The sequence below is a fragment of the Halomonas sp. FeN2 genome, from assembly GCF_020595105.1.
Classification (GTDB): domain Bacteria; phylum Pseudomonadota; class Gammaproteobacteria; order Pseudomonadales; family Halomonadaceae; genus Vreelandella; species Vreelandella neptunia.
Window position 1 is genome coordinate 1,883,164 of sequence record NZ_CP074200.1, and the last position, 24,285, is coordinate 1,907,448.

General features: G+C 57.4%; 17 protein-coding genes and 2 pseudogenes. 11 read left to right on the forward strand and 8 right to left on the reverse strand.

Features of this window, described 5'->3' with window-relative positions; genetic code table 11:
* From iolG to KF947_RS08725, 7 genes and pseudogenes are all read left to right on the forward strand, one after another.
* Window positions 1–1,008 (forward strand): inositol 2-dehydrogenase, encoded by a 1,008-nt coding sequence (iolG, locus tag KF947_RS08695; protein ID WP_227405995.1) that lies wholly within the window; start codon window positions 1–3, stop codon window positions 1,006–1,008.
* An 11-nt stretch (window positions 1,009–1,019) separates the two neighbouring features.
* On the forward strand, window positions 1,020–1,826 hold the full coding sequence (gene iolB, locus KF947_RS08700; protein WP_227405996.1) for a 5-deoxy-glucuronate isomerase: 807 nt from the start codon (window positions 1,020–1,022) through the stop codon (window positions 1,824–1,826).
* Between the two features lie 102 nt (window positions 1,827–1,928).
* On the forward strand, window positions 1,929–2,672 hold the full coding sequence (locus KF947_RS08705) for a sulfite exporter TauE/SafE family protein (RefSeq protein WP_227406285.1): 744 nt from the start codon (window positions 1,929–1,931) through the stop codon (window positions 2,670–2,672).
* A gap of 229 nt (window positions 2,673–2,901) precedes the next feature.
* Window positions 2,902–4,950: pseudogene (locus KF947_RS08710) on the forward strand (type VI secretion system Vgr family protein); the annotation flags it as partial.
* A gap of 69 nt (window positions 4,951–5,019) precedes the next feature.
* Window positions 5,020–5,223: pseudogene (locus KF947_RS08715) on the forward strand (DUF6531 domain-containing protein); the annotation flags it as partial.
* 59 nt (window positions 5,224–5,282) lie between these two features.
* Window positions 5,283–8,717, forward strand: a complete 3,435-nt coding sequence (locus tag KF947_RS08720) for an RHS repeat-associated core domain-containing protein (protein ID WP_227405997.1) — start codon at window positions 5,283–5,285, stop codon at window positions 8,715–8,717.
* Window positions 8,718–9,096: 379 nt separating this feature from the next.
* Window positions 9,097–10,347: an RHS domain-containing protein gene (locus KF947_RS08725; RefSeq protein ID WP_227405998.1), complete on the forward strand. Its 1,251-nt coding sequence runs from the start codon at window positions 9,097–9,099 to the stop codon at window positions 10,345–10,347.
* An 18-nt stretch (window positions 10,348–10,365) separates the two neighbouring features.
* Here KF947_RS08725 and KF947_RS08730 read toward each other — a convergent pair whose 3' ends face one another.
* The 3 genes from KF947_RS08730 to KF947_RS08740 all read right to left on the reverse strand — a co-directional run bounded on the left by KF947_RS08730 (window position 10,366) and on the right by KF947_RS08740 (window position 14,776).
* Window positions 10,366–11,259 (reverse strand): EamA family transporter, encoded by an 894-nt coding sequence (locus KF947_RS08730; protein ID WP_227405999.1) that lies wholly within the window; start codon window positions 11,257–11,259, stop codon window positions 10,366–10,368.
* 36 nt (window positions 11,260–11,295) lie between these two features.
* Window positions 11,296–12,021, reverse strand: a complete 726-nt coding sequence (locus KF947_RS08735) for an HAD family hydrolase (protein WP_223288521.1) — start codon at window positions 12,019–12,021, stop codon at window positions 11,296–11,298.
* 79 nt (window positions 12,022–12,100) lie between these two features.
* The gene (locus tag KF947_RS08740; RefSeq protein ID WP_227406000.1) at window positions 12,101–14,776 is read right to left on the reverse strand and encodes a GGDEF domain-containing phosphodiesterase; all 2,676 of its coding nucleotides are present in this window, start codon (window positions 14,774–14,776) and stop codon (window positions 12,101–12,103) included.
* A gap of 197 nt (window positions 14,777–14,973) precedes the next feature.
* Here KF947_RS08740 and KF947_RS08745 point away from each other — a divergent pair, with 197 nt between their 5' ends.
* On the forward strand, window positions 14,974–16,056 hold the full coding sequence (locus tag KF947_RS08745) for an HDOD domain-containing protein (RefSeq protein WP_227406001.1): 1,083 nt from the start codon (window positions 14,974–14,976) through the stop codon (window positions 16,054–16,056).
* A 90-nt stretch (window positions 16,057–16,146) separates the two neighbouring features.
* Here KF947_RS08745 and KF947_RS08750 read toward each other — a convergent pair whose 3' ends face one another.
* The 4 genes from KF947_RS08750 to KF947_RS08765 form a co-directional block, all read right to left on the reverse strand.
* On the reverse strand, window positions 16,147–17,451 hold the full coding sequence (locus KF947_RS08750; RefSeq protein ID WP_223288523.1) for a TRAP transporter large permease: 1,305 nt from the start codon (window positions 17,449–17,451) through the stop codon (window positions 16,147–16,149).
* 110 nt (window positions 17,452–17,561) lie between these two features.
* On the reverse strand, window positions 17,562–18,125 hold the full coding sequence (locus KF947_RS08755; RefSeq protein ID WP_223288581.1) for a TRAP transporter small permease: 564 nt from the start codon (window positions 18,123–18,125) through the stop codon (window positions 17,562–17,564).
* Between the two features lie 92 nt (window positions 18,126–18,217).
* Window positions 18,218–19,201 carry a TRAP transporter substrate-binding protein gene (locus tag KF947_RS08760; protein WP_227406286.1) on the reverse strand — a complete coding sequence of 328 codons (984 nt, stop codon included), beginning with the start codon at window positions 19,199–19,201 and terminating at the stop codon, window positions 18,218–18,220.
* 36 nt (window positions 19,202–19,237) lie between these two features.
* Window positions 19,238–20,221 carry a LysR family transcriptional regulator gene (locus KF947_RS08765; protein ID WP_223288524.1) on the reverse strand — a complete coding sequence of 328 codons (984 nt, stop codon included), beginning with the start codon at window positions 20,219–20,221 and terminating at the stop codon, window positions 19,238–19,240.
* 371 nt (window positions 20,222–20,592) lie between these two features.
* Between KF947_RS08765 and KF947_RS08770 the strand changes: the two genes are divergently transcribed.
* The 3 genes from KF947_RS08770 to KF947_RS08780 are packed head-to-tail and all read left to right on the forward strand — an operon-like array spanning window position 20,593 to window position 23,008.
* Window positions 20,593–21,345 carry a 5-oxoprolinase subunit PxpA gene (locus KF947_RS08770; protein WP_133731515.1) on the forward strand — a complete coding sequence of 251 codons (753 nt, stop codon included), beginning with the start codon at window positions 20,593–20,595 and terminating at the stop codon, window positions 21,343–21,345.
* Window positions 21,342–22,058: a 5-oxoprolinase subunit PxpB gene (gene pxpB, locus KF947_RS08775; protein ID WP_413614123.1), complete on the forward strand. Its 717-nt coding sequence runs from the start codon at window positions 21,342–21,344 to the stop codon at window positions 22,056–22,058. The genes KF947_RS08770 and pxpB overlap by 4 nt, the downstream gene beginning before the upstream one ends.
* Entirely contained in the window at window positions 22,055–23,008 is a 954-nt protein-coding gene (locus tag KF947_RS08780; protein ID WP_133731516.1) for a biotin-dependent carboxyltransferase family protein, read from the forward strand. Before pxpB ends, KF947_RS08780 begins: the two co-directional genes overlap by 4 nt.
* Before the next feature lie 168 nt (window positions 23,009–23,176).
* Here the strand turns inward: KF947_RS08780 and KF947_RS08785 are convergent, their stop codons facing one another.
* Window positions 23,177–24,208: a leucyl aminopeptidase gene (locus tag KF947_RS08785; RefSeq protein ID WP_133731517.1), complete on the reverse strand. Its 1,032-nt coding sequence runs from the start codon at window positions 24,206–24,208 to the stop codon at window positions 23,177–23,179.
* Window positions 24,209–24,285 lie beyond the last annotated feature (77 nt).

The following is a 24,285-nucleotide window of genomic DNA, read 5'->3' on the forward strand; positions in this document are numbered from 1 at the left end:
ATGAAACTCGCACTTATCGGCGCTGGACGCATCGGCAAGGTGCATGCCCAGGCCATTTATTCACACCCAAACGTTACACTGGCCGCCGTGGCCGATTTTCATCAGCCTGCCGCAGAAGCGTTGGCCGAGCAGTACGCCAGCCAAGCGGCCTCTGTGGATGAAATCTTCGCGGATGACACCATTGACGCCGTACTGATTGCTTCAAGCACGCCTACTCACGCGGAGTATCTGGAGCGTGCCGCCCGCGCGGGCAAGGCTGTTCTGTGCGAAAAACCCATCGCCCTGGATTTAGCCCGCACACGAGATGCTCTGCAGGTACTCAGTGAACATCCGGTGACCTGCGCGTTAGGCTTTAACCGCCGCCACGATCCTCAGTTTTCGGCACTGAAAAAAGCGATTACCGAAGGGCGTATTGGCGCACTTGAAACGCTAACGATTATTAGCCGCGACCCGTCTCCCCCGCCTGCCGAGTACGTGGCTGAGTCCGGCGGCCTGTTCCGAGACATGATGATTCATGATCTGGACATGGCGCGCTGGCTACTAGATGAACCCATCGAAAGTGTCTTTGCCGTTGGTAGCAGCATTATTGACCCTGCTATTGGCGAAGCGGGCGATGTGGATACCGCCATGGTCACCCTTACCACCGCCAGTGGAAAGCTGTGCCAAATTAGCAACTCACGACGCGCCTGCTACGGCTACGATCAACGCATCGAAGCCTTTGGTAGCCAAGGCATGCTGCAAGCCCAGAACGAGAGTGATACCCGGCTGCGCTTCACCGGTGAAGCAGGCCAAGTGGAAGACAAACCCAAGTGGTTCTTCCTGGAGCGTTATGCCGAGGCTTATCGATTAGAGATTGGCGACTTTGTCGAAGCTTGGCGAGAAAAGCGCGCCCCTCTAGCAGGCGCCCAAGATGGCCTAGAGGCGTTGCGCTTAGCCGACGCAGCGGAGCGCTCATTGCGGGAAGGTCGCAAAATCCTGCTTCAGGCTGATTCCAACCTTGATAAATAAAGGAGCAACGTATGGCTTCCCTACTGGTACGCCCCACCGCCCCAGATGCCCAGGGCACCGTGATTGACGTTACCCCTGAATCTGCTGGCTGGACGCACGTTGGCTTTCGGGTGCATAAACTCGCCAAGGGCCAGCGCCTGGAGGCCAGCAGCGATGATCAGGAAGTGTGCCTGGTGCTGCTCACCGGTCGCGCCACGGTAACCTGCGGCGAGCACCGCTTTGAAGATATCGGCCAGCGCATGGATATATTTGAACAGACCCCGCCCTATGCGGTTTACCTGCCTGACCATGTTAGCTACGCTGTGGAAGCGACAACGGACTTAGAGCTAGCCGTGTGCGCCGCCCCTGGGCATGGCAATCACGCCCCAAGGCTGATCGCGCCTAACAGCATCAAGCAGAGCACTCGTGGCCAGGGCACCAACACCCGCCATGTTCACGATATTCTGCCGGAAACCGAGCCCGCCGATAGCCTGCTGGTCGTCGAAGTATTCACACCCGCGGGCAATTGGTCGAGCTACCCGCCACACAAACACGATGTGGATAAATTACCCCACGAGTCGCTGCTGGAAGAGACTTACTACCACAGGATCAATCCCTCACAAGGCTTCGCCTTCCAGCGCGTTTACACCGATGACCGAAGCCTTGATGAAACCATGGCGGTGGAAAACGGCTGCTGTGTGTTAGTACCCAAGGGCTACCACCCCGTGGGAGCACCCCATGGCTACTCGCTCTACTACTTAAATGTGATGGCGGGGCCCAAGCGGGCATGGAAATTTCACAACGACCCGAATCACGAATGGCTGATGAACGCTGGATAGATCGACACTTCGCCCGCTAACGTTTATCTAATGCTATGCTAACTAGCCCCGCCGATGCGGGGCTTTTTTGTGGTTCACTTTTTTGAGTATCCAGAGGCCTCAATGCTCCCCGACTACTCCGTCATCGCCTGGTTGTTAATTGCATTTTCCGTTTACCTGACCGGCGTTTCAAAAGGTGGCTTTGCGGGTGGTTTTGGTACGCTCTCGGTACCGCTAATGGCGCTGGCGATCAGCCCCGCCCAGGCAGCGGGCTTGCTGCTACCACTGTTGCTAGTGATGGACGTGTTTGCGGTGAAAGCATGGTGGGGCAAACAGGACGCCACTGAGGTCTGGCGCTTTGTGCCGGGGCTGTTTATCGGCGTGACGGTAGGGACGCTGCTGTTTGGCAGTTTGAGTGAACAGGGCTTACGCCTGACGCTCGGCGTGATTACCCTGCTGTTCGCCGCTTACATGTTGCTCAAGCCCGTTGCCAAGAAACCGATCTCCCCCCGTTGGGCTTTGCCAGCGGCAAGCGTTTGCGGCTTTACCAGCTTTATGGCTCATGCGGGCGCGCCGCCGCTAAACGTTTACCTACTGCCGCGCAAACTATCGAAAGAGACCTTTATTGCCACCTGTGCGGTGACCTTTGCCGTAGTCAACGTGATCAAGCTAGTGCCCTATGTGTGGCTTGGCGAAATCAACGTCACCAGCGCCTGGGCATCGCTGCTGCTCGTACCCATCGCCTGGATCGGTGTACGCAACGGCCTGTGGCTACAAAGCCGCGTCAACGAAGCACTGTTTTACCGTTTAGTGATTCTGGCCATGTTTTTAGTCGGTTTTAATCTGATTTGGCAGGCGCTGAAATAGGGTGGTATTCAGTTACGGAGTGTCACTCATTTTTAAGCCAACCACTTTTTAAACATTTTAGCTGTAAGCCATCACTTAAAAATTTGTAAGCGATGGCTTACGCATGTAAGAGATATCTTACATGCGTGTAAGAGATCCCTGTCACTTGCCCTTCAGGCCTTGCTCTCTGGCCCCCGCTCGCTATCCTGATCGTTTCTCATTTACTCGTGATGATCCAAGGAGCGGCGCAATGGCAGACGGCACAGGCCTACAGTTTACCCTGACCCTACCCGGGGCCGATGACACCGCCGTGGTGCGCTTTACCCATCGTGAGGCCCTGTCTGAGCCGTTTTCGCTCTCGGTTGAGTTTGCCAGCCGTACCCACGACCTGTCGCCCAGCGACTGCTTGGATCAAAACGCCACCCTGACCATTTGGCAGGACGGCGAGCCGCTACGTCGTGTCCATGGCATGGTCGCTGAGCTTCACCGCGGCGACAGGGGACACCGGCGCAGCTTCTACCGGGTGGAGATTCGTCCCGCGCTATGGCGGTTATCGCTGCGCCATAACTCGCGGATCTTTCAGGACACCTCGCCTTTTGACGCCATCACCACCCTAGCCAGCGAACGCAGCCTCACCGATATCGGCTTTGCCACTACCCGCACACCCCTTGATCGGGAGTTTCTGGTTCAGTACCGCGAGACCGACCTGGCCTTTATCGAGCGTTTAGCCGCCGAAGAGGGCTGCTTCTATTTTCATGAATTTGAAAATGCCGAAGGTGGTAAACACCAGCTGGTGTTTGCCGATGCCACGGTGGTCTTGCCCAGCGTGGGTGAGCGCACCTACCACAGTCGCGCCGGGGGCACGCCGCCCCGACGACACCTGCGCAAATTGCGTCAGGCCAACCGGGTGCGCCCTGCTTCGGCGATGCTCAAGGACTACACCTTTAAAAACCCGCCCTACGCCCAGATCCACGAGCACCTCGCTCCCAACTTGGGCGAACACGCCCAGCGGGAGGATTACGAACACTTCGACTACCCCGGCCGCTACAAGAAGGACGCCTCCGGCAAGCCCTTTACCCGCCACCGCTTAGAGTCCTTGCGCGCCGACGCCACCACCGCCGAAGCGGAGAGTGACCTGCCCGAGCTCGCCCCGGGCATCTGCTTTACCCTGACCGACCATGATATCGACAGCCTTAACCGTGCCTGGCAAGTAGTTTCTGTGGTGCACCACGGCGAGCAGCCCCAGGCCCTGGAAGAGGACGGTATGGCGCGGGGAAATAACGGGAGCAGTGCCCAGTCAGGCGAGCTGATGACCCGCTACCACAACGACGTGGTGATCATGCCCCGGGATCAGACCTTTCGTCCGGTGCCCAATCCTAAGCCCCGCGTTGACGGCCCCCAGGTGGCCTTTGTGGTCGGCCCCGAAGGCGAAGAGATCTACTGCGACGAACACGGCCGGGTCAAGGTACAGTTCCCCTGGGATCGTTATGCTGATCCTGATGAGACCGCCAGCTGTTGGATACGGGTCGCCCAGGGTTGGGCAGGCGGCGGCTACGGCAGCATGGCGATCCCGCGGATCGGCCATGAGGTCATTGTCTCGTTTTTAGAGGGCGACCCCGATCAGCCGCTGGTCACCGGGCGCACCTATCACGCAGTGAATACCCCGCCCTACCCGCTGCCGGAGCACAAGACCCGAACGGTGATCCGCACCCAAAGCCACAAATCGGAAGGCTTTAACGAACTGCGCTTCGAGGATGCCACCGGCGAAGAGCAGATCTGGCTCCACGCCCAGAAAGACCTGGAGCTGCTGACCCTTAACGACCGCACCGAGGAGATCCGCCGGGACAGCCACCTCAAGCTGCATCGCAACCGTTTGAGCGAAATCCATAACGACGACCACCTCACCGTCCACGGTAAGCGCTACACCCAGATCAAGGGCGACGATCACCTCCAGGTCGATCAAACCCGCCATGAGGTCTACGGTGAAGCCCAACTGGTGGAGACCGGTCGCGAGCTGCACCACAAGGCGGGCAGCCAGATCGTCCTGGAAGCGGGTAGCGAGATCACCCTGAAAGCCGGGGGTAGCTTTATTAAGCTCGACCCCGGCGGGGTGACCATTGTCGGCCCCCAGGTCAAGATCAACTCCGGCGGTAGCCCTGGACGTGGCCAGGGCCAAGCGATTGTACTGCCCCGCTTACCCTTTGAGGCCGAGCCCGAGGAGAGCGAGGACGTCACCCTCGAACCGCACCAGACGCCGCTGCTGAGCAGTGAGATTGCCGCCGCGACCCCGTTAGCGTTGGACGATATCGATATCACCGATGGCCTGGCCGACGACTGCAGTGCCTGCCAACCCGCGGTGGGTAGCCCGGTGAACCCGCTGCTGGGCGCCAAGCTGCTGCCCGCCGAGACCGATTTTGCCCTCCCGGCGCCACGGCCCTTTGTGCTTAGCCGGGGTTACCTCTCCAGCAACGGGCGGATTGGGGTACTCGGCCAGGGCTGGTCGGTGCCAGGGGAAAGTCTCGCCATTACCCTTAACGATGACGCCTGTATCGTCCACGATGCCCAGGGCCGTGCGATTACCTTTGGGCCACTGGCCCCCGGCCAGGCGCGCTTCTCGCCCACCGAGCAGCTGTGGTACGTCGTGGAGGCGCCTCAGCCGATGAAGAGAGTAACGCGCCTCGCTGGCAAGCCCTGGACGAGACGCTGCGCCAGGATCCCGAACGTATTGTTCTTAGCGATGCCAGCGGGCTTTACTATGTGTTTGCCCATCCAGCAGACGTGGCGACAACCTCGGATACGCCTTCAGGTGATAGTTCAAAAGATAACGCTGCTCGCTGGCCCTTAATCGAAGAGCGCGACCGCAATGGCTACACCACCCAGTACCGCTGGGAAGGTGGCCTGCTGGTGCGAGTGATCGACAGCGCCCAGCGCCACTACCAACTGGTTTACGATGCGCTGTTACCCGCCATGCAGGGCGATAGCGGGCAACGCTTAACCGGCGTTAAGCTGGTGCAGGCCCACGACGGTGAGTCGGCGGACGAGTGGTTGGTACGCTATTCGTTTAGTCCCGCAGGCGACCTGATTGCGGTGCGCCACCGCCACGGTGAAGTGGTACGCGAGTTTGAGTGGCAAGACCATATGCTTACCGCCCACCGGGTGCCCGGGGGCATGGAAGCCCACTACACCTGGGATCGTCACGCCCCGGATGGTCGCGTGGTGGGCCAGCAGGAAGCCGGTGGGTTGGCGCGGACGTACAGCTACCAAGTAGCTCACACCCTGGTCACCGACAGCCTGGGCCGGGAGGAGCGCTACCACTTTGTGGGCAGCGGCCCCGGCCGCCGCTGGACGGCCCATACCCGCGCCGACGGTTCGCGGATAGAGTTTCGTTACGACCGTGCGGGGCTCAAGATAGCGACGGTGGATCCGTTGGGCCACGAGACGCTGATTGAACGGGATGACCACGGGCAAGTGATTACACAGACCGGCCCGGACGGCACCCGCTGGGCCATCGAGCGGGATGCCCTGGGCCAGCCGGTGAGTATCGAGCGGCCCGACAATCAGCGCTGGCAGATCACACGTAACGACCTCGGCCATCCGCTGGAGGTTACCGGGCCAGAAGGCACTACCGCCTTCACCTATGAGAATGAACAGTTACCTGACCGCCCGACTACTCTCACCGATGCGGGTGGCGCCACCCACCAGCGGGAGTGGAACGCTCTAGGCCAGATGACCGCCCAGATCGACTGCTCACAGCAGCGTAACGAGTACGCCTATGACCGAAACGGCTATCTGGCTAGCGTCACCAACGCCTTGGGCGAGACCACCCGCACCCAGCACGACGAGATGGGCCTGCGTATCGCCACCCAGCTCCCCGACGGGCTCTACTGGCACCACCATGTAGATTCTCTAGGGCGGCCGGTAGAGCTGGAAGGCCCGCAAGGGTTTAGGCAGCAGTTCTTCTTTGATGACCACGGCCGCCCTGTGCAACGCATCGAGGCCGACGGCAGTCAGCAGTTTACCGCTTATGATGACGTGGGCCGCTTAAGCGAGCTGACCCTGGGCAACGGCGCCGTCTACCGCTTTGCTTATGACGACATGGATCGCTTAGCCAGCGAGACCGGCCCCGATGGCCGCGAGCAGCAGTACCGCTACGATGACGCCGGACGACTGGTCGAACGCATTGAAGCTAACCGCAAAGGCCCGGACGGCCAGCCGCTGGTCACCCGTTACGACTATGACCAAGCCGGTCGCCTCACCGCCCGCCATCTACCCGCGACCGAGCACGCCCCGGCCAGCACGGAGCAGTACCAGTGGGGTACGAATGGCCAGCTACTCAGCGTCACCAACGACCACGGTGAGGTCAGTTTTAACTACGACCACGCCCAACGCTTAATCGGCGAACAGCAGCAACATGCCGATAGCGGCTGGCAGTGGCAGCACCAGCACAGCCTCACGGCTACCGGCGCGCCCCAGGCCAGCCAGTTCGGCGACCTACCCGCGCTTAACTGGCACACCTACGGCAGCGGCCACCTGCACGGTATGAGCGCCCCCGGCCTGGATCTTGAGATCGCCCTGGAACCCGATGCCCTGCACCGGGAGACCCAGCGCCGCCTAAGCGGTAGTGAGCAATCACAGCCGCTGATTTTAGAACGCGGTTACACCAACCTCGGCCAGTTAGACCACCTTACCCTGCGCGGTGCCAACAGCGCCGCCAGTGAACAGCAGTACCAGTACGACGCCCTGGGGCGCATGAGCTTCCGGGCGCTACAAGGCGATCAAGCATCAAAAGTCATCGCCTACAGCTACGACGCCGCAGGCCGCTTAATCGGCAGCCAACACGGCGACCACGCCCACCGCTACTCGGTGGACGCGGCGGGTAATCGCTTAGAGCAGGGTGTAGACAAGCAGCAAGGACTGACGGATAACCGCCTCACACAACTCAACGGCGCGCGCTACCGCTACGACGGTGCCGGTAACCTGGTCGAACGCCAACAGCCCAACGGCGAACGCCTAACCCTTGGTTACGACGGCGCCAACCGCTTAGTGCACCTGATCCACGCCAGCGAACTGGGAGCGACCCGCGAAGCCACCTACCGTTACGACGGCCTGGGAAGACGCATTAGCAAAACCGTGCGCCACACCAACGGCACTACCGCCACTACCCACTACGGCTGGGACGGTGATCGCATCGTGCGCGAAGAGACCGACAATCAGCGCACCACGGTGGTCTACGAGCCGGGCAGTTTTGTGCCCATGCTCAGAATTGATGATACCCAGCAAGGCCAGCTAGTCAGCGCTTACATCACCGACGCCCTGGGCACCCCCATGCAACTGGTCACCCCCAACGGCCATCCCCGCTGGCTCGCCGAACCCGACGACTGGGCGGCCGTCAAAAACCAACGCGCCGTGCGCAACGTCACCCAACCGATCCGGTTCCAGGGCCAATGGCACGACGAAGAATCAGGTCTCTACTACAACCGCCACCGCTATTATGACCCGCAGCAGGGGCGGTATATTAGCCAGGATCCGATTGGACTGCGGGGTGGTACTAACATGTATCAATATGCGGTTGCTCCAAGCATCGAAGTAGACCCACAAGGGCTAAGTGGAGTCTATGGCCTGGGCAACGGACCTTATAGCCAATCCAACACTGTGAGTAGGGCTGCAGAAAATATTGTTATAACCGGCGAAGGAAATGCTTCTGCAGAAACATTCGGCGGTGTATTTGGCCAAACAGTGTCGACGGGCTTAAAGTTCGACAATGTTGGTAACGCTGCATGGGTAATAACTGAATGCCAACAGTATGGTCTAGGTATATTTAGAGGAGCAGGCGTTGGAGGAAATGCGAGTGTTGGCTCCGCTCCCCTTGAAGATGGTGTTTCAGAAACTTGGGGACCTTTTGTACGCGGTGCTGTTATTAAAGGAGGCGGTGCATCTATTGATGTTGGTGGAGGAGCTATAGCTGGAGCGAGCGGCTGGCTTGGGCCTAGCTTAGGCCTAGCAGGTGGAATTCAGCACTGTAAAACAACAACTACAGTTTTAAGGAAAGGAGATAGTGAGCAATAATATGAATTTAATCCATAAAGTACGACTTTCATCTTTTGTGATTTTTTTTGCGAGTGGCGCCATACTAGCGCTTGGATCTGATAATAGTTCCGTAGTGGAGAAGTGGGAGCTACTAATGTGGATATTAAGGATCTCCGGCGTAATAGCGATTGGCACCACATTCATACTTCTCATACAAGGCTTCGGTGACTACCTAGATAAATATCAAAAAGGAAAAGACGTAAAAAGGGATAAAAAAAATCGCCGATAAGTCGCTCCTGAGCCTACGCAATAGACAATAGCAGCACGTATCGCTGTAGCTTGTTCGTCAGGGAGAGCCGAGCCTTCCTTTCATATTACCAGACGACAATATACCTACAAGCCAACTCACCCTAGCACCATGGCTCACACCATCGACCAAATACTCGCCGCCAACCGAGTAGCCGGTGACTTAGAGGCCTGCGACACTAGGGTTCGCTATGATCAAGCCCAGCGCTTAATTGGCGAACACCAGCGCCATGCGAGCCTAGCAGGTGAAAGTGGCTGGCAGTGGCAACATCAGCACACCCTCATCGCCAACGGCGCGCCCCAGGCCAGCCAGTTCGGCGACCTACCCGCGCTTAACTGGCATACCTATGGCAGCGGCCACCTGCACGGCATGAGCGCCCCCGGCCTGGATCTTGAGATCGCCCTGGAACCCGATGCCCTGCACCGGGAAACCCAGCGCCGACTCAGCACCGGTGCCAATGCGCACAATCAACCGCTGGTGCTGGAGCGCGGGTATACGAACCTGGGCCAGCTGGATCACCTCACCCTACGCAGCCCGGACACCACCAGCCAGCAGAGCTACCAATACGACGCCCTGGGCCGTATGAGCTTCCGCAGCCTGCAAGGTGATCCAGCAGAAAAAGTCATCGCCTACAGTTACGATGCTGCCGGGCGCTTGATCGGCAGCCAGCACGGCGACCACGCCCACCGCTATAGCGTGGACGCGGCCGGTAACCGGTTAGAAGGCCAACAGGCCCTTTCTGATAATCGCCTGGGGCAGTTAAACGGTACCCGCTACCGCTACGACGGTGCCGGTAACCTGGTCGAACGCCAACAGCCCAACGGCGAACGCCTAACGCTTGGCTACGACGGCGCCAACCGCTTAGTGCACCTGATCCACGCCAGTGAGCTGGGGGCGACCCGCGAAGTCACCTACCGCTACGACGGCCTGGGAAGACGCATCAGCAAAACCGTGCGCCACCCCAACGGCACCACCGCCACCACCTACTACGGCTGGGACGGTGATCGCATCGTCCGCGAAGAAACGGACAACCAGCGCACTACGGTGGTCTACGAGCCGGGCAGTTTTGTGCCCATGCTGCGTATTGATGATACTAAACAAGGCCAAGTGCTCAGCGCCTACATCACCGATGCACTGGGTACGCCCATGCAACTGGTCACCCCCAACGGCCAACCCCGCTGGCTCGCCGAACCGGACGACTGGGCGGCAGTCAAAAACCAACGCGCTGTGCGCAACCTCACCCAACCGATCCGGTTCCAAGGCCAATATGTATTCACTGCTATTATCCTGACCAACTTATATTCCAATGCTTATCAACCAACTGTCAGCCCCCAAGCGGAATCAGTTGGGGATGCCCAATAGCGCCGCCAGCGTAATGGTCTAAAGCGCCACCAGCACCAGCCCTGCCAACATCACCAGCGTACCGGCGGCTTTTGCCCTGGATGCTGGCTCCTTCAGCCACAGCACACCCATTAGCACGCCGACTGGAATAGAGAGCTGGCGCAGCGCCACCACATAACTCACCTCGTCGGTAAGCGCCATGGCGATTAATACCAAGCCATACGTGCAAGTCATCATCAGCCCGGTAACAACCAGCATGGTCAGCCCCTGCTGGCGAAGCGCAGGCAAGCGGCGTCGCTCTGCCGGTAGCAACGCCATTAGAGGTACTGACCAGGTTAGTGTCATCAGCGCTTGCAGCACCATAAACACCGCCCCGGCGGTTAACCCGCTGTGCCCTGCCCCCTGCATTAGCCCGAGGGCCTGCTTGTCGATCAGCGAATAGCCAACGGTGCCTGCTGCCGCTAGTAGCGCAAACCCCATGGCCGGGGTGAGATAGGTGGATATCCTGCGCGCCTGCGGATGGCTAAGCGGCAGGCAAAGCGCGCCTGCCACGACTAGCACCATGCCAAGGCCGTCCCAGCGATCCAGCACCTGACTACCCAACAGCACAATGGATACCAGCGGCACTAGCACTACCGGCAATGCCCGGGCGATTGGGTAGAGTACGCTAACGTCCCCTCTCGCATAGGCCCAGGCCAAGCCGCCCATGTAGAGCATTTGACACAGCCCAGAAAGCGCCAGCCAGCCCCAGAATGCACTTGGTAACGCAGTGAGCGACGGCCCAAACAACACCAGCGGCAGCATCACCGCCCCACCCGCGCCGTAAGCCAGGGTAAAAGAGGCTAACGACGGCGCATTGCGTTTGCCCAACACGTTCCATCCGGCGTGCATGCATACCGAGACTAACACCAGAGCAAGCGCGGCTGAACTCAAGGACGCTCTCTGTATTGAAGACGTGTATTGATGGCATCAGACATGCGCCGATTTTCCTGGCAGAGCATTAGGCGACGAAGCGCTTGTGGGCGTCCGCCAGTCTAAGCGCCGCCAACCTTCAACGCTAGCCACCTCAGCGAGTACTGGATCGGGGTTGACCGCTACAGGGCAATCCACGTACTGCAGCAGCGGAAGGTCGTTGCGGGAGTCTGAGTAGAAAGTCGTGTGGCTGGGGATGACCTGCTGTTCGGCCAACCACTGTTTTAAGCGCAGCACCTTACCGCCGCGATAAGAAAAAATACCCTCGCTGCCACCGGTGTAGCGCGCGTCTTCATTGATACCGTGTTCCACGCTCAACTCGACCGCCAGCACGTGCTCAATGCCTAGCGTGGTCGCTATCGGCTCGACCAGATGGCGTGACGAGGCAGAAATCAGTACCAGGGTATCGCCTGCCTGACGGTGCGCTTCCAGGCAGGCCCAGGCTTGTTCAAAAATACGCGGTTGCAGGTGTGTGGCCACAAAACGCTCGACCTCTTTTTGCACATCTTTCACCCGGCGCCCTCGCAGCGGCGCTAGGGTCATGGCCAAATACTCTTCAAGCTTTAGCTTCCCCGCGTGATAGGCCTGGTGCATTTGCTCCGCCCGCGCCATAAAGGCTTCGGCATCGCTGATCCAACCTTGCTCTATCATCCATAAATTCCAGCGGTCGCTGCAGTCTCCATCCAGGAGGGTATCGTCAAGATCAAACAGGGCCAGGCGCATGGGGCACTCCTTTCATCGCGGGTTGGCGGCGCGTAGGGTATGCCAAAGGTGATGACAAGACGATGACGCTAAGTGAAGGCTACGTCGTCAACCACTGCGCCGCGAACTTATCCGCCGGTAGCGGGCGACCAAACCAGTACCCTTGCGCCTCATTGCACCCCATTTCAGCAAGTAAACTCGCTTGGTCGCGGGTTTCAACGCCTTCCGCCACGGTTTTCATCTCTAGCGCTTGCGCCATGGCAATGATGGTCTGAACGATGGTGCGGTCATGGTGGTTATCGAGCATCTCGCGCACAAAGGAGATATCAATTTTTAGTGCGTCGGCAGCGAAGCGCCGTAGGTAGGAAAGCGATGAATAGCCGGTGCCGAAATCATCGATAGAGAGGGCATAGCCCGCTTGGCGCATGGTGTGGGTGATCTCAACGGCCTGATCCGGGTCGCGCATAAAATCACTTTCGGTGAGCTCCAGAGCGATAGCGCTCGGCGAAACGCCAGCGGTGAGTTGCCCGATGTGGCTGGTGAGTTCTGGGTCGGCAAACTGTTGGGCGGAAATATTGATCGATAGCCTCCCAGGCAGCCCGCCCTCAGGCTGTTCACGCCATGCCAGTAACTGCCTTGCCGACTCTTCCAGCACCCAGTCCCCCAGGGCACGTATCAAACCACGCTCTTCGGCCAGGGGAATAAACTCACCGGGGCTCACCCAGCCCCACTCGGCGTCGTGCCAGCGGCAAAGGGCTTCTGCGCCGGTCAGTTGACCGCTAGTAAGGTTTACCTGGGGCTGAAAGTAGAGCTCTAATCGATGTTCAGTGATAGCAGCGCTGAGTCGCTCAGTCATCCTTTGGCGTCGCTGCAACGCGTGGCGCATCGTTTGAGTATAGGGGCAGATACTATTTTCACGCCGCTTGGCGTGATGGAGGGCAATGCTGGCAGCGTTAAAGAGTTCGCCTGCTTCGCTTACATCCTGTGGATAATGAGCAAAACCGATACTAACATCGAGGTGAAAGACGCGGCGCTCCAGATGAAGTGGCGGTTTCACCGCTAATCGTAGCTGTTCCGCGAGGTCGCCTATGCCACTGGGGGTGGTATCGGCTACCAGCAGGGCAAACTCATCTCCTGATAAACGTGCCAGGGAGCCGTATGAACGGCTGAGCTTCGCTAAGCGATCGGCCACTGTCACCAGCAGTTGATCGCCCACCTGGTGGCCATGCAGGTCATTGACCTCTTTAAAACGGCGGATATCCAGCAACAGCAGCGAAAGCCCGCTCCCTGCTTGGTGGGCTTCTTTCCACATCTCCGCTAACAACTCCATAAAACGGATACGGTTCGGTAACCCAGTGGTGCTGTCGGTATAGGCCAGTTGATGCATGTGACGATGGTCGCGACGGCGTTCAAGCTCTGCCGCAGCACCGGTCGAAAGAATTTGCAGCACCGAAGTGGCAAACGCATTAGTGGTCAACGGCTGGCGATAAAACACCATCATCACGCCAATGGCTTCCCCATTGGCATTATCTAAACGCCGCCCAATCCATGCCTTTGTGGGTAACAGGGTGCCTGGCAATAGCAACGGTGGGCCATCATGCATAACCGCTTCACGCTCCAGCACTACCTGCTCGCTGGGCGAGCCTCTCAGCGCAAAGGTGTACGGTTCACGCTGAGCCCCGTCAACCACCATGCTGACGGTGGTTGCCTTTCCATAGACGCTTTCATTGCCCTGGGGTGAGGTGTGCAGCAACGCAATAAAGCCTGCGTCGGCTTCCAGTACCTTGACCAAGGTAGCAATCAACTGCTGAAAATAACCATCCCCCACCTGGGTAGTCACCGTAGAAGCCACTTGAACCACCGCGTTTTGCACCCGCTGCGACTCTTGCTGATCGGTCATATCAGAGATAAAGCCTTCCAAGCATATGATATCGCCCGCCTCGTCCATGACGGCCTGACCCTGCTCCCACATCCAGCGGTAACCGCCGTCGCGATGGCGCAGTTGGTAAATCACACGGTAAGGGCGCCTGTTGGCAATAGCCGACTGTACCTCATGGAAGACCTTGTCTTGATCATCAGGATGAATCAGTGCCGCGAAGCTGATTAGCCGATTACCCTGTAGCTCGTCAGGCCGATATCCGGTTAGCACCTCCGCACCCTGGCTAACCAACTGCATCGTCCAAGCGCGGTCATTCAGACAGCGATAGGCCATTCCCGGCAGATGGTTGAGCAGCGTATCCAAACGGCGCTCGCTTTCCCGCGCGACCTCTTCGCTCTCTCTTAATGCCTGCTCCGCTTTTTGTCGGCCCAACTCCGCACCCGCCTGGGCGGCGGCGATGTGCAGTATTTCATTGGCTAAGCCCCCCTGCTGCATAGGGGAATTTTTGAGCACTGCTAGTAGGCCAATCAGCGCGCCATCCACCGCATAGAGCGCCCGCCCTAAGTAGCTTTCGGCTCCCAGCTCACACAGCAGTTTATCGTCAGGAAAGCGTGACTGAACATCACGGGCATAAAGGCAGCACTCGCGCCCCAACGCGGTCTCGCAAGGGGTGCCGGCCAGCGAATAAGTAATGTTGCTGACTAATCCCCCATTTGACCAGACAGCCAACGTCTCAGCCCGATGCAATTGAGTAACATCGGCGACTAGCACATGATCGACGCCCAGTATTGTTGCCAGGCGTTCCACCAGCGTTGCATAAAAGCGGGGGCTCCCGCTGTTCCCTACGCCTTCTGCCAACTGACGAAATATATCGGCCGCGTCGTTCTTTGTGTGCATGGTTGCACTCACTTTTTTTAATTCTGGAGCAGTTGGGGCGCCTGCTACTCACCTCAGAAAGTATATATAGCGACCTACAAAGCATAAACCGTTCTTTTCCAACTATAACAACGTCAACACTCGCTGGGTATATGGTAAACTTAGGACATCACCTCATAATGGCTGGCAGCTACGCTACAAAGTGCGCAGGAGATAACGTGACTAAAACATCGACAAAGGATGAAGCACTGTATGTAATGCTAACTGAAGCACTGCCTGGTTTTCTGATCAGCGATTTTCTAAAGTGCCAGCGCTTGCCTTCGCTTCCCTCAATCGCATTACGCATCCTCAGGTTAACGCAATCTTCAAAAGCGACTATCAACGATGTTGCCGACACCATTGAACATGATCCAGCCTTAACCGCTCGGTTAATATCCCTCGCCAATAGCGTTCACCACACCCGCTCCGCCAATTCCACGCAAACGTGCCTTGAGGCGATCCAGCGTTTAGGGCTAGATGCCACATTGACCGTAGTGTTGAGCTTCAATCTTTTTCAGCACCCCAGTAAGGGGCCACAGCATACGCATATTTGGCAGCGGTCTATTCTGTCTGCGCTGATAGCACGCCAGTTGGCTGAGCAAGCGTGCCCCAAACAGGCAGGTAATGCTTTTACGGCAGCACTGTTGCAGGATATTGGCATATTGGCTCTGAGTGCGACGTACCCTGAACAAGTAGACGAACTGTATATCGATAGTGCTATTCCACATGCTCGTCTTATCGAGGAGGAGCAGCGTTACTTTGGTTGTGACCACACCATTATTGGGGCTTGGCTAGCCGCTAAATGGGGTATCCCATCGGCGATGGTTAACACCATACGCTTTAGCCATGCCGGTTATGCAAGCGATAGTTTGATGGAAACCTGCGTTCGCATATCCGGCCCCACGGCAGATGCCTGCTTATCAAGCGCACCAGAAGAGCAACTTGCCGCCCTGCTATACGATTTAAGCACGACCGCAGGTGTGCCCTCTTTCTCATTTAAAAGCGTTCTACAAGAAGTTCAGCCTAAAATGGAGTTGATCGCTAAAACGCTGATGATAGACACCCCCGCGACTATTGAACCCAAAGAGCTGCTGGAAAATGCTCAGCAACTCTTGCTAAACCATACGCTTATACTCAATAGCCGTAGAGAAGCCCAACACAAAGCATTAACGATGTTGCGTAAAGGGTACAGTGACCCTGATGGATTCAACAAAGATATTTCTTTCAAAAAACTCAATAAACAATCCCGTACTCAGTCTTAAATTGCTGGCCAGAGCATGCATGCCATCAAGCGCCCCGGCCAGAGCGTTTTTTTCTACTTCACGCTGAACACTTTTCCTTTTATAAACGCCTCACCGAGTCATTGCCTCAGGTAGATAGAGAGCGATACCCGGAAAGAGGTGCATTAAGGCAATCGCTAACAGCATTAATAGAAAGAACGGCAGCGTGGCTTTGGTGATGGTCAGAATATCTTTACCGGTTAGCCCCTGGATCACGAACAGGTTGAAGCCCACCGGCGGGGTAATCTGCGACATCTCGACCACCACGACCAGATAAATACCGAACCAGATCAGATCGAAACCGGCAGCACTCACCAGCGGCATGATAATCGCGGTGACGAGTAGAATCAGCGAGATACCGTCGAGAAAACAGCCCATCACCAGCAGCAGCAAGGTCAGCGCAATCAGCAGCATGGTCGGCGAAAGCCCCATCTCACCAATCGCCTGCGCCAGCTTCATCGGCACCTGGGTAAAGCCCATGGCCGAGGTCAAAAACGACGCGCCGGCAATAATAAAAGCAATCATGCAGGCGGTACGTACGGCGGCAAACAGCGAGCTTTTAAAAATGTCGCGATCAAAGTGACCGTTAAAACGCGCAATGACAATCGACAGCACCACACCAACCGCCGCGGCCTCGGTGGGCGACGCCAACCCGCCATAGATCGAAAAGATAATCCCACCGATCAATAGCAGAATAGGCACCAGCGACCAGGTATTACGCAGCTTTTCAGCAAAGCTCATACCGGATTCATCTTCGCCGGTAAGCCCTTCACGATTGCCCTTGAGCAACGCCCACAAAATGAGGTAGCTCATGAACATGGCCAGGATCATCAGCCCCGGACCAATACCGGCCATAAACAGCCTGGAGATCGACTGCTCGGTGACCACACCGTAGACGATGAGCACAATGGAAGGTGGAATCAAAAGCCCTAAGGTGGAGGCGCTGGCCAAGGTACCAATCGCCATATTGCTGTCGTAGCCCCGCCGCTCGAGCTCTGGCAGGGTCATTTTGCCCACCGTGGCACAGGTGGCCGCCGAGGAGCCACAGACCGCCGCAAACATGCCGCTGCCAATAATATTGGTATGCAGTAAACGTCCCGGCAGGCGGTTTAACCAGGGTGACAGACCACGAAACATATTGTCCGCAAGCCCAGAGCGAAACAGAATTTCCCCCATCCAGATAAACATAGGCAGCGCGGTGAGATCCCAACCGTAGCTGGCGCCCCAAAAATCGGAGGCCAAAATAGAGCCCGGCGAGAACGAGCTAAAGAACTCTAGCGCTATCCAGGCAGTGCCGATTAGCGCAAAGGCGATCCACACCCCGCTCCCTAGAAGAACCACGAGGGTGAAAATAGTGGCGAGACTTAGTAGCAGCACGAGGATCTCTCCAGTTTATAAGGCAGAAGCAGCGTTAACAGTGATCCAGCTAACCGCGACGTACTCAACCAAGACGACGTACTCAACAACAACATAGCTAACGTCACCATTTAATCGCCCTCGCTTTCATCTGGGGCCGTCGCTTCACGAAAGCTCGCAGGGTCTCGAATGGCAATCCGTAGCGCCATAAACAGGGCTTCAGCCAGCGCTAAACAGAGCAGCCCTACGCTGGTCGCCAGCACAAGCTGGGGGATCCAGAGCGGAATCGACACAAAGCCCGAAGATACATCGTTGTATTGCACACTCTCCCTCGCCAACCCAATGAGGCCGTAACAGAGCATTAGGCTGATCGTTAGGGCGATGATCAAACCAAACACTTCAAACCACACACGGATTGCCGAAGGTAGCCGGGTAATCAACAGCGTCACGCGAATATGGGCGTGATGCACAAAGGTGTAGGCCAACCCCAGAAAGGTCGCCCCCACCAATAGATAAGAAGCGATTTCCGAAACGCCGGTAATACTCAGGCCCAAGCGGCTCAGGCCCACGAGCACCAGCAGGGCGTCTACCAGACGAAAGGTCACCTGAAGCGCTATCAGCGCGCAAATAGCAACCATGCAGGCCGCCGCACCCCAAGCACCCAGGCGGTAGAGCTTGTCGAATTTAAACGTCATGTTCGCAGCCTCACGAAGCACATGGGAAAAAGCACGCGGGAACAGCAGCGGAGGCGTTGCCACCCCCGCTGTAAGAGACATTACAACAGCGTTTAGCTGTCGCGCTGCTCGCGATAGGATTCCAGCGCCTGTTTGGCTTCGTCATCAGCACGCGACTGCCAATCTTCAAACAGTTTGTCACCGGCTGCCTGGAGTGCCTCTGAAACGGCGTCGTTAGGTTCTGAAACAGAGATACCGTTCTCTTGCAGAGCTTCTAGGCTCGCCTGATTATCTTCGCGGCTCATTTCCCAACCACGTTTTTCAGCCTCAGCGGCGGCTTCCATCAGAGCTTCCTGAGTCGCTTCATCCAGGGCATCAAAACTGCGTTGGCTAATGAAGACGATATTTTTGGGCAGCCATAGGTTAGCGTCGGTGTAATCAGTCACGTAATCCCACGCCGCCATGGAGTTGCCGGTAGAGCTTGAGGTAATCATGGCATCCACACGGCCAGTGCTGAACGCAGTGGGTATATCAGACTCTTCGGTTTCGGTAGGGCTACCGCCCAGGTTATCGACAAAACGCTGGGTATTGATGTTAGGAGCACGAACGCGCAAGCCTTCAAACTGCTCCGGGTCAGTAAGAGGTTCAGAGGTATAGATACCTTGCGCAGGCCAGGTGACGGCGTAGAGCGGAATCAAGCCTTCATAGGCAAACAGCTCTGTGATCATCGGCTTGGTGGCTTCCCACAGTGCATAGGCATCTTCGTAGCTGCCCGCCACACCGGGCAAGGTATCCACTTCGAAAATGGGATCATCGTTGGAAAGAACGGAGAGGAATACTTCACCCGCATCGATGGTGCCACGGCGAACCGACGGCTTGATTTCACCATGAGAAACCAGCGAGCCGCCGCTATGAACGGTAATGGTCAACTCCCCGTCGGTGGCTTCAGCCACATCCTCGGCAAACTGCTTGTTGTTTTGGGTATGAAAGCTGGCATCACCGTAAGGCGTGGCCATAGTCCATTCCGCAGCGTGAGCCGTCACCGTTAAACCGCACGCAGTTGCCAGTAGCAATGAAGTCGTTATTGTCTTGCGCATCATAAGAACCCTCTTATTTCTATTAATAGTATGGTGCTAATAGTGTGTTGCTTCGGTGGTACCAGAGGAGGCGCTGGCGGTAACCCAGCGCCCGGAGAAAAGTGTTGTTGTCATATCGGCACGGCGCGCCTGGGCATAGCTGCAGGCACACTGCTGGGCCAGGCGGGCCACCCCACGACAAAAGCGCGGGTGGTTAGCGTTGCGCCATATCACATCATAGTGCATGGCCGGTAACGGCACCGGTAGCGAGAGACGGTAGAGCTCCCCACGCTGCCACTCATCCAGCACGGTGGCGACGGGCAGCGCGCCAATCCCCAGCCCTTCGGTGGTCATGCGCACAATGGTCATTAGCGTGCTGACACTATGGATACGAGGATTAGCGACTCCCAGCTCTGCCAAATAACTCACCAATTCTGCATAGGGTCGAGCCTGCTTACCAAATGAAATAAACGGCAACTGCTTGCCCCAAGTGTCGGCACTCTCGCTCAGCACCTTGACGTGGCGCGGAGAGACAAACATGCCCATTTCATAGGGGCTCAAGGACTCGTACTCGATCTGCTTTTGCGGTGAATAACCATTCATCGCCAATACAATGTCCAGTTCGTTGCCCAATAGCCGCTCATTGAGCACCGGCGAATAATCCACTGTCAGTTCAATGGTCAAACGCGGATACCGTTCGGTTAAACGGCGCATAAATTCGGGAAACCAGCTATGGGCGATGGTTTCAATTGTGCCGAGCCGCAATGGTGCAGAAAACGCCTCTTCATCATCGAAAAGCTTCATCGCCTCGTCACGCTGGTGCAGCATCCGCTCGGCGTGCACAAAGAACTCCCGGCCTCGCATAGTCGGCTGAATAGGCCGGGCGGCTCGCTCCAGCAGCAGCTCTCCTACCGTGGTTTCCAAGCGTGAAATACGCTCAGAAACAGAGGGCTGAGTAAGGTGCAGGCGGGTCGCCGCCTTACGGAAGGAGCCGAGCCTCACTGCCCACACGAACGCCTCAAGTTCCTTAAAATCGAGCATAGTGACTCGCCTGCAAATGACTTTCTGGGGTAAAAAATCGCTGTCGAGCTGACACGTAAAGAGAGCTGCGGAGTGCTAACGCTCATGACGGTCTGATAGCTACGCAACTTGAAGAACACTATGCAACTTTAAGACCACTCCCAGCAGCGCTATTTCACCAACGTTATTATCACGCCCCGCTTCTAATGTGATAAGCGTATCGTGCCCAAGCGTCAACCCTTTTTCCAATAAATAACAATATGATAGAAGCGTCCGATAGTTAGTATCGTCAAAAACGATTGGCACTGGGCAAGCCATGTTCATATATTGGTGATGGTCTACAATCAGCGCTAACCCATCAAACGCACCACTGCATCGACACAGGAGTCGCTATGGCCATCCCCCTGCTTAATTGCGATATGGGCGAAAGTTTCGGCAACTGGCACCTCGGCCTGGATGCCGAGGCGATGCCTTTCGTCGACTGCGCCAACATCGCCTGCGGCTTCCATGCCTCAGACCCCCATGTGATGCGCCGCACCGTCAAGCTAGCGGTGCAAAATGGCGTTCGCATTGGCGCGCACCCAGGTTACCCGGATTTGATGGGCTTTGGCCGCCGCTCAATGGCCTGCTCGCCGGAAGAAGCGGAAGATATGGTGCTCTACCAAGTAGGGGCTTTGGCGGGCATCTGCCAAGCGGAAGGCACCCAACTGAGCTACATCAAGCCTCACGGTGCGCTGTACAACGACATGGCCGCCAACCCGGCGCTGCTCGAAGGCGTCATGCGCGCGGTGCGTGCTTATGATGCCAGCCTGCCGTTAATGATTATGTCCACCGCCGACCCCGAGCCGCACCGCGAGCTGGCCGCCAAAATGGGCATTACCCTCTGGTTCGAGACCTTTGCCGACCGTGCTTATGATGGCAACGGTCACTTGGCCTCACGACGCCTGCCTAACGCTGTACACCACGAACAGAACACCATCGTCGATCAAGCGATAATGCTGGCCAAAGGCGAGCCGCTCACCGCGCTTGATGGAACACCGCTGCACCTAGCCTGCGATACGCTCTGCGTTCATGGCGATAACCCCGAGTCAGTGGCCGCCGTACGCGCTATTCGCGAGGCCTTTCAGGCGCTGGAGCAGGCGTGAAAGCCAATATTGAAAAAAGCATTGAAACCGCCGCCATGGATGCCCTGATGGTGCGCCTGTTCGACGCCATCGACGAAGCCAATATGGCCTGGGTAATCGCCGCCGACCAGGCGCTGCGTAACGCCTTTGGAAGCATGTTAATTGACCTGGTGCCCTCTTACACCACGCTGTTGCTGCATTACGACTGCCAGCAGTTAACCCATAGCGAGGCGATTCAACTTATTCACAAGGCGCTTTCTGGTCTTACCCCTGTGGATACTCAAGCCGGTGAGCTGCACGATATCCCGGTGTGGTACGACGAAAGCGTGGGCCCCGAGTTGCCCCTGGTCGCCAAGCGCGCAGGTTTAAGTATTGACGAGCTTATCGAGCAGCACTGCAACCACGACTACTGCGTGTTCGCGCTGGGGTTTGCCCCCGGTTACGGCTTTATGGGCTTGGTAGACGAATCTCTCGCGACGCCGCGCTTGAAAACACCGCGCCGCAAAGTCGCCGCCGGTAGCGTGGGCATTGCCGATCGCCAAACTGCGATTTATCCGCTGCTTTCGCCGGGGGGCTGGAATATTCTGGGTCGCACCAACGTGCCGCTATTCGAGCATGCCAAACGCGGCGAGCCGCTGTTTCGTCCGGGCGACAAAGTGCGCTTTAGAGCGATCTCCCGGGAAGAGTTTGCAGCCGACGGTGGCGATACTACGCCCATGGAGGAGCGCCCATGAGCCAAGTCGCTATGAATGAAACACAGAAGGGGCTAGTGGTTAAGCAAGCGGGGCCGCTGGCGCTTATCCAAGATGCCGGTCGGTTTGGCGTCGGCCACTTAGGCGTTACTCAGGGCGGCGCTGCCGACTGGATCTCTTTTCGCTGGGCTAACTGGTTGCTGGGCAACGCTTTAAACAGCGCCGCTTTGGAAATCGTCATGGGCGGCGGCTTGAGCTTTGAAACCGAACGCGAGGTGCGCCTGGCGTTGACCGGCGCCGATCTAGACGCCCAGTTGGATGGCAAACCGCTAGCACCCAATACCAGCTTCAAGCTACTGCCGGGCCAGCGTCTGGAATTTCGCCAACCACGCCAGGGTTTGCGCGCCTATCTCGCCTTTCCCGGCGGACTAAATGCGCCTGAGGTGCTGGGCAGCCGCGCTTGCACCGCCCGCGAGCAACTGGGTGGCCTGGATGAAGATGGCAAGCCGCTAAAAGTGGGCGACCGGTTAATCTGGAAAGGCACCGCCCCTGCTGTACGCCGCATTCCTGAAAGCCAGGGCCCATGCATGCCTGCGTCTGGCTGTCGGTTACCCATCGTGCTCGGTTCGCAAATCGCCTCTTTCAGCGGCCGTGCGCTGTTCCAAGCGTTCAACCAACCCTGGACAGTGGATAATCGCGCCGATCGTATGGGCGTTCGCCTCACCGGCCCAGCCCTACACGGCTCACTCACGGGGATTATTTCCGAAGGCATTCCGCTGGGAGCGGTACAGGTTCCGCCAGACGGCCAGCCTATCGTGCTGATGAACGACCGCCAGACCATTGGCGGCTATCCGCGTTTAGGCGCCCTCACTCCCATCGCCTGCGCTGCGCTGGCCCAGTGTTTACCCGGCACTGAAGTGTGGTTAACCCCTTTTAGTGCCAGTCAGGCGCAGGAAGATTATCGTCAGCAGTTAATGGTTTGGAAGAAGTAGCCGCAAAAGCAACCCAACGGTCTGCACAACCCTACGCGGGGGCGCTGTGAACCCATCCATGGGCGCTACTTTCGCCATCCATGGCGAAAGACCCCCGCTACGGGTTGATTCCGACCTCAGTGAATAGTTAACGCTGGCTTTTTATCAGTATCACTACTTATTAGCGTATTAACCCCTAGCCATCTGCAGCTCTTTAACGACGATATCTCCATCAATAACAATGGGCTCATCGTCCAGGAAGAGCGAGCAGTTGCGCATGGGAATATCCAGATGGCAGGCGGTATCGTTGGATCCGCCCAGTTCGCTGTTAGGGCCGGTGGAGAACATCACGTTGCCATAGAAGCTGCGCGGTTCCATGCCCATACCACCCGGGAACTCGCCGGGCACCATGCGGTGCCACTTGGCATTAGGGTTCATGCCCCAGCCCACGTGGCTCATGCCCATGCCGCGCGGATCGTTAAAGCTATCCATATAAGATTTCACTAGCTCCGCATCCAGCCCACCGCGTATGTCGGTAATCCAGCCCTTTTCAATGGTGTAGGTAATAGGCTCTCGAACATACATGTTCTGGGGTAGCAGAATATCGCCCGGCGCCACCACAATGGTGCCATCAACGCCATCATCATCACCGCCGGTGAACACAAAGCCAGAGGGCCAGTGATCCCAACGCCCCGGTTCGTCGGTACAGGCATACTCAGCAACGGTCTCATAAGTATTCAGTTGGTAGGTGACATCAGTGCCGTGGGGCGAGGTGATGCGCATCACTTTGGCTTTTTCCAGCAGCGCGGCGGCCAGTTCGACCTTTTCCCTTAGCTCCTTGGTGGGCAACATTCTGGCCAGCAGTTCTGGCGGTTCAACCGCCGTCAGTATGCGCGTACCTGCGGCTTGAATCGCCATTTGTTCGGGAGAGAACAGCAGGAAAATACAATCGATCAACATGTCGCAGTTTTTAAGCGCTTCCACCGCATCGGGCATACTGGCAAGCCCCGTTGTTCCCACGGCCCAGCCACCGGTAGGTAACGGCGCGGGCAACCGCATGTGGTACATATTGGCGCCTAAACGCTGCCCCGCCGCCATAAAGGCATCCGCATAATCAAGGCGTTCGCTGCCCTGGGTCAGTACAACGAGTTTTTCGCCTTCATGTACGCCGGACATTTTTAGCTGATGGAGGCAAATCTCGGCAAAGCTTGCGTGATCCATAAAGTCTCCTAACTTCCCAGGCCAAAGCACAGCTATACCGCACTGGGAAGTGTTAGCTGAGAGCGCTCGTGCTCGCC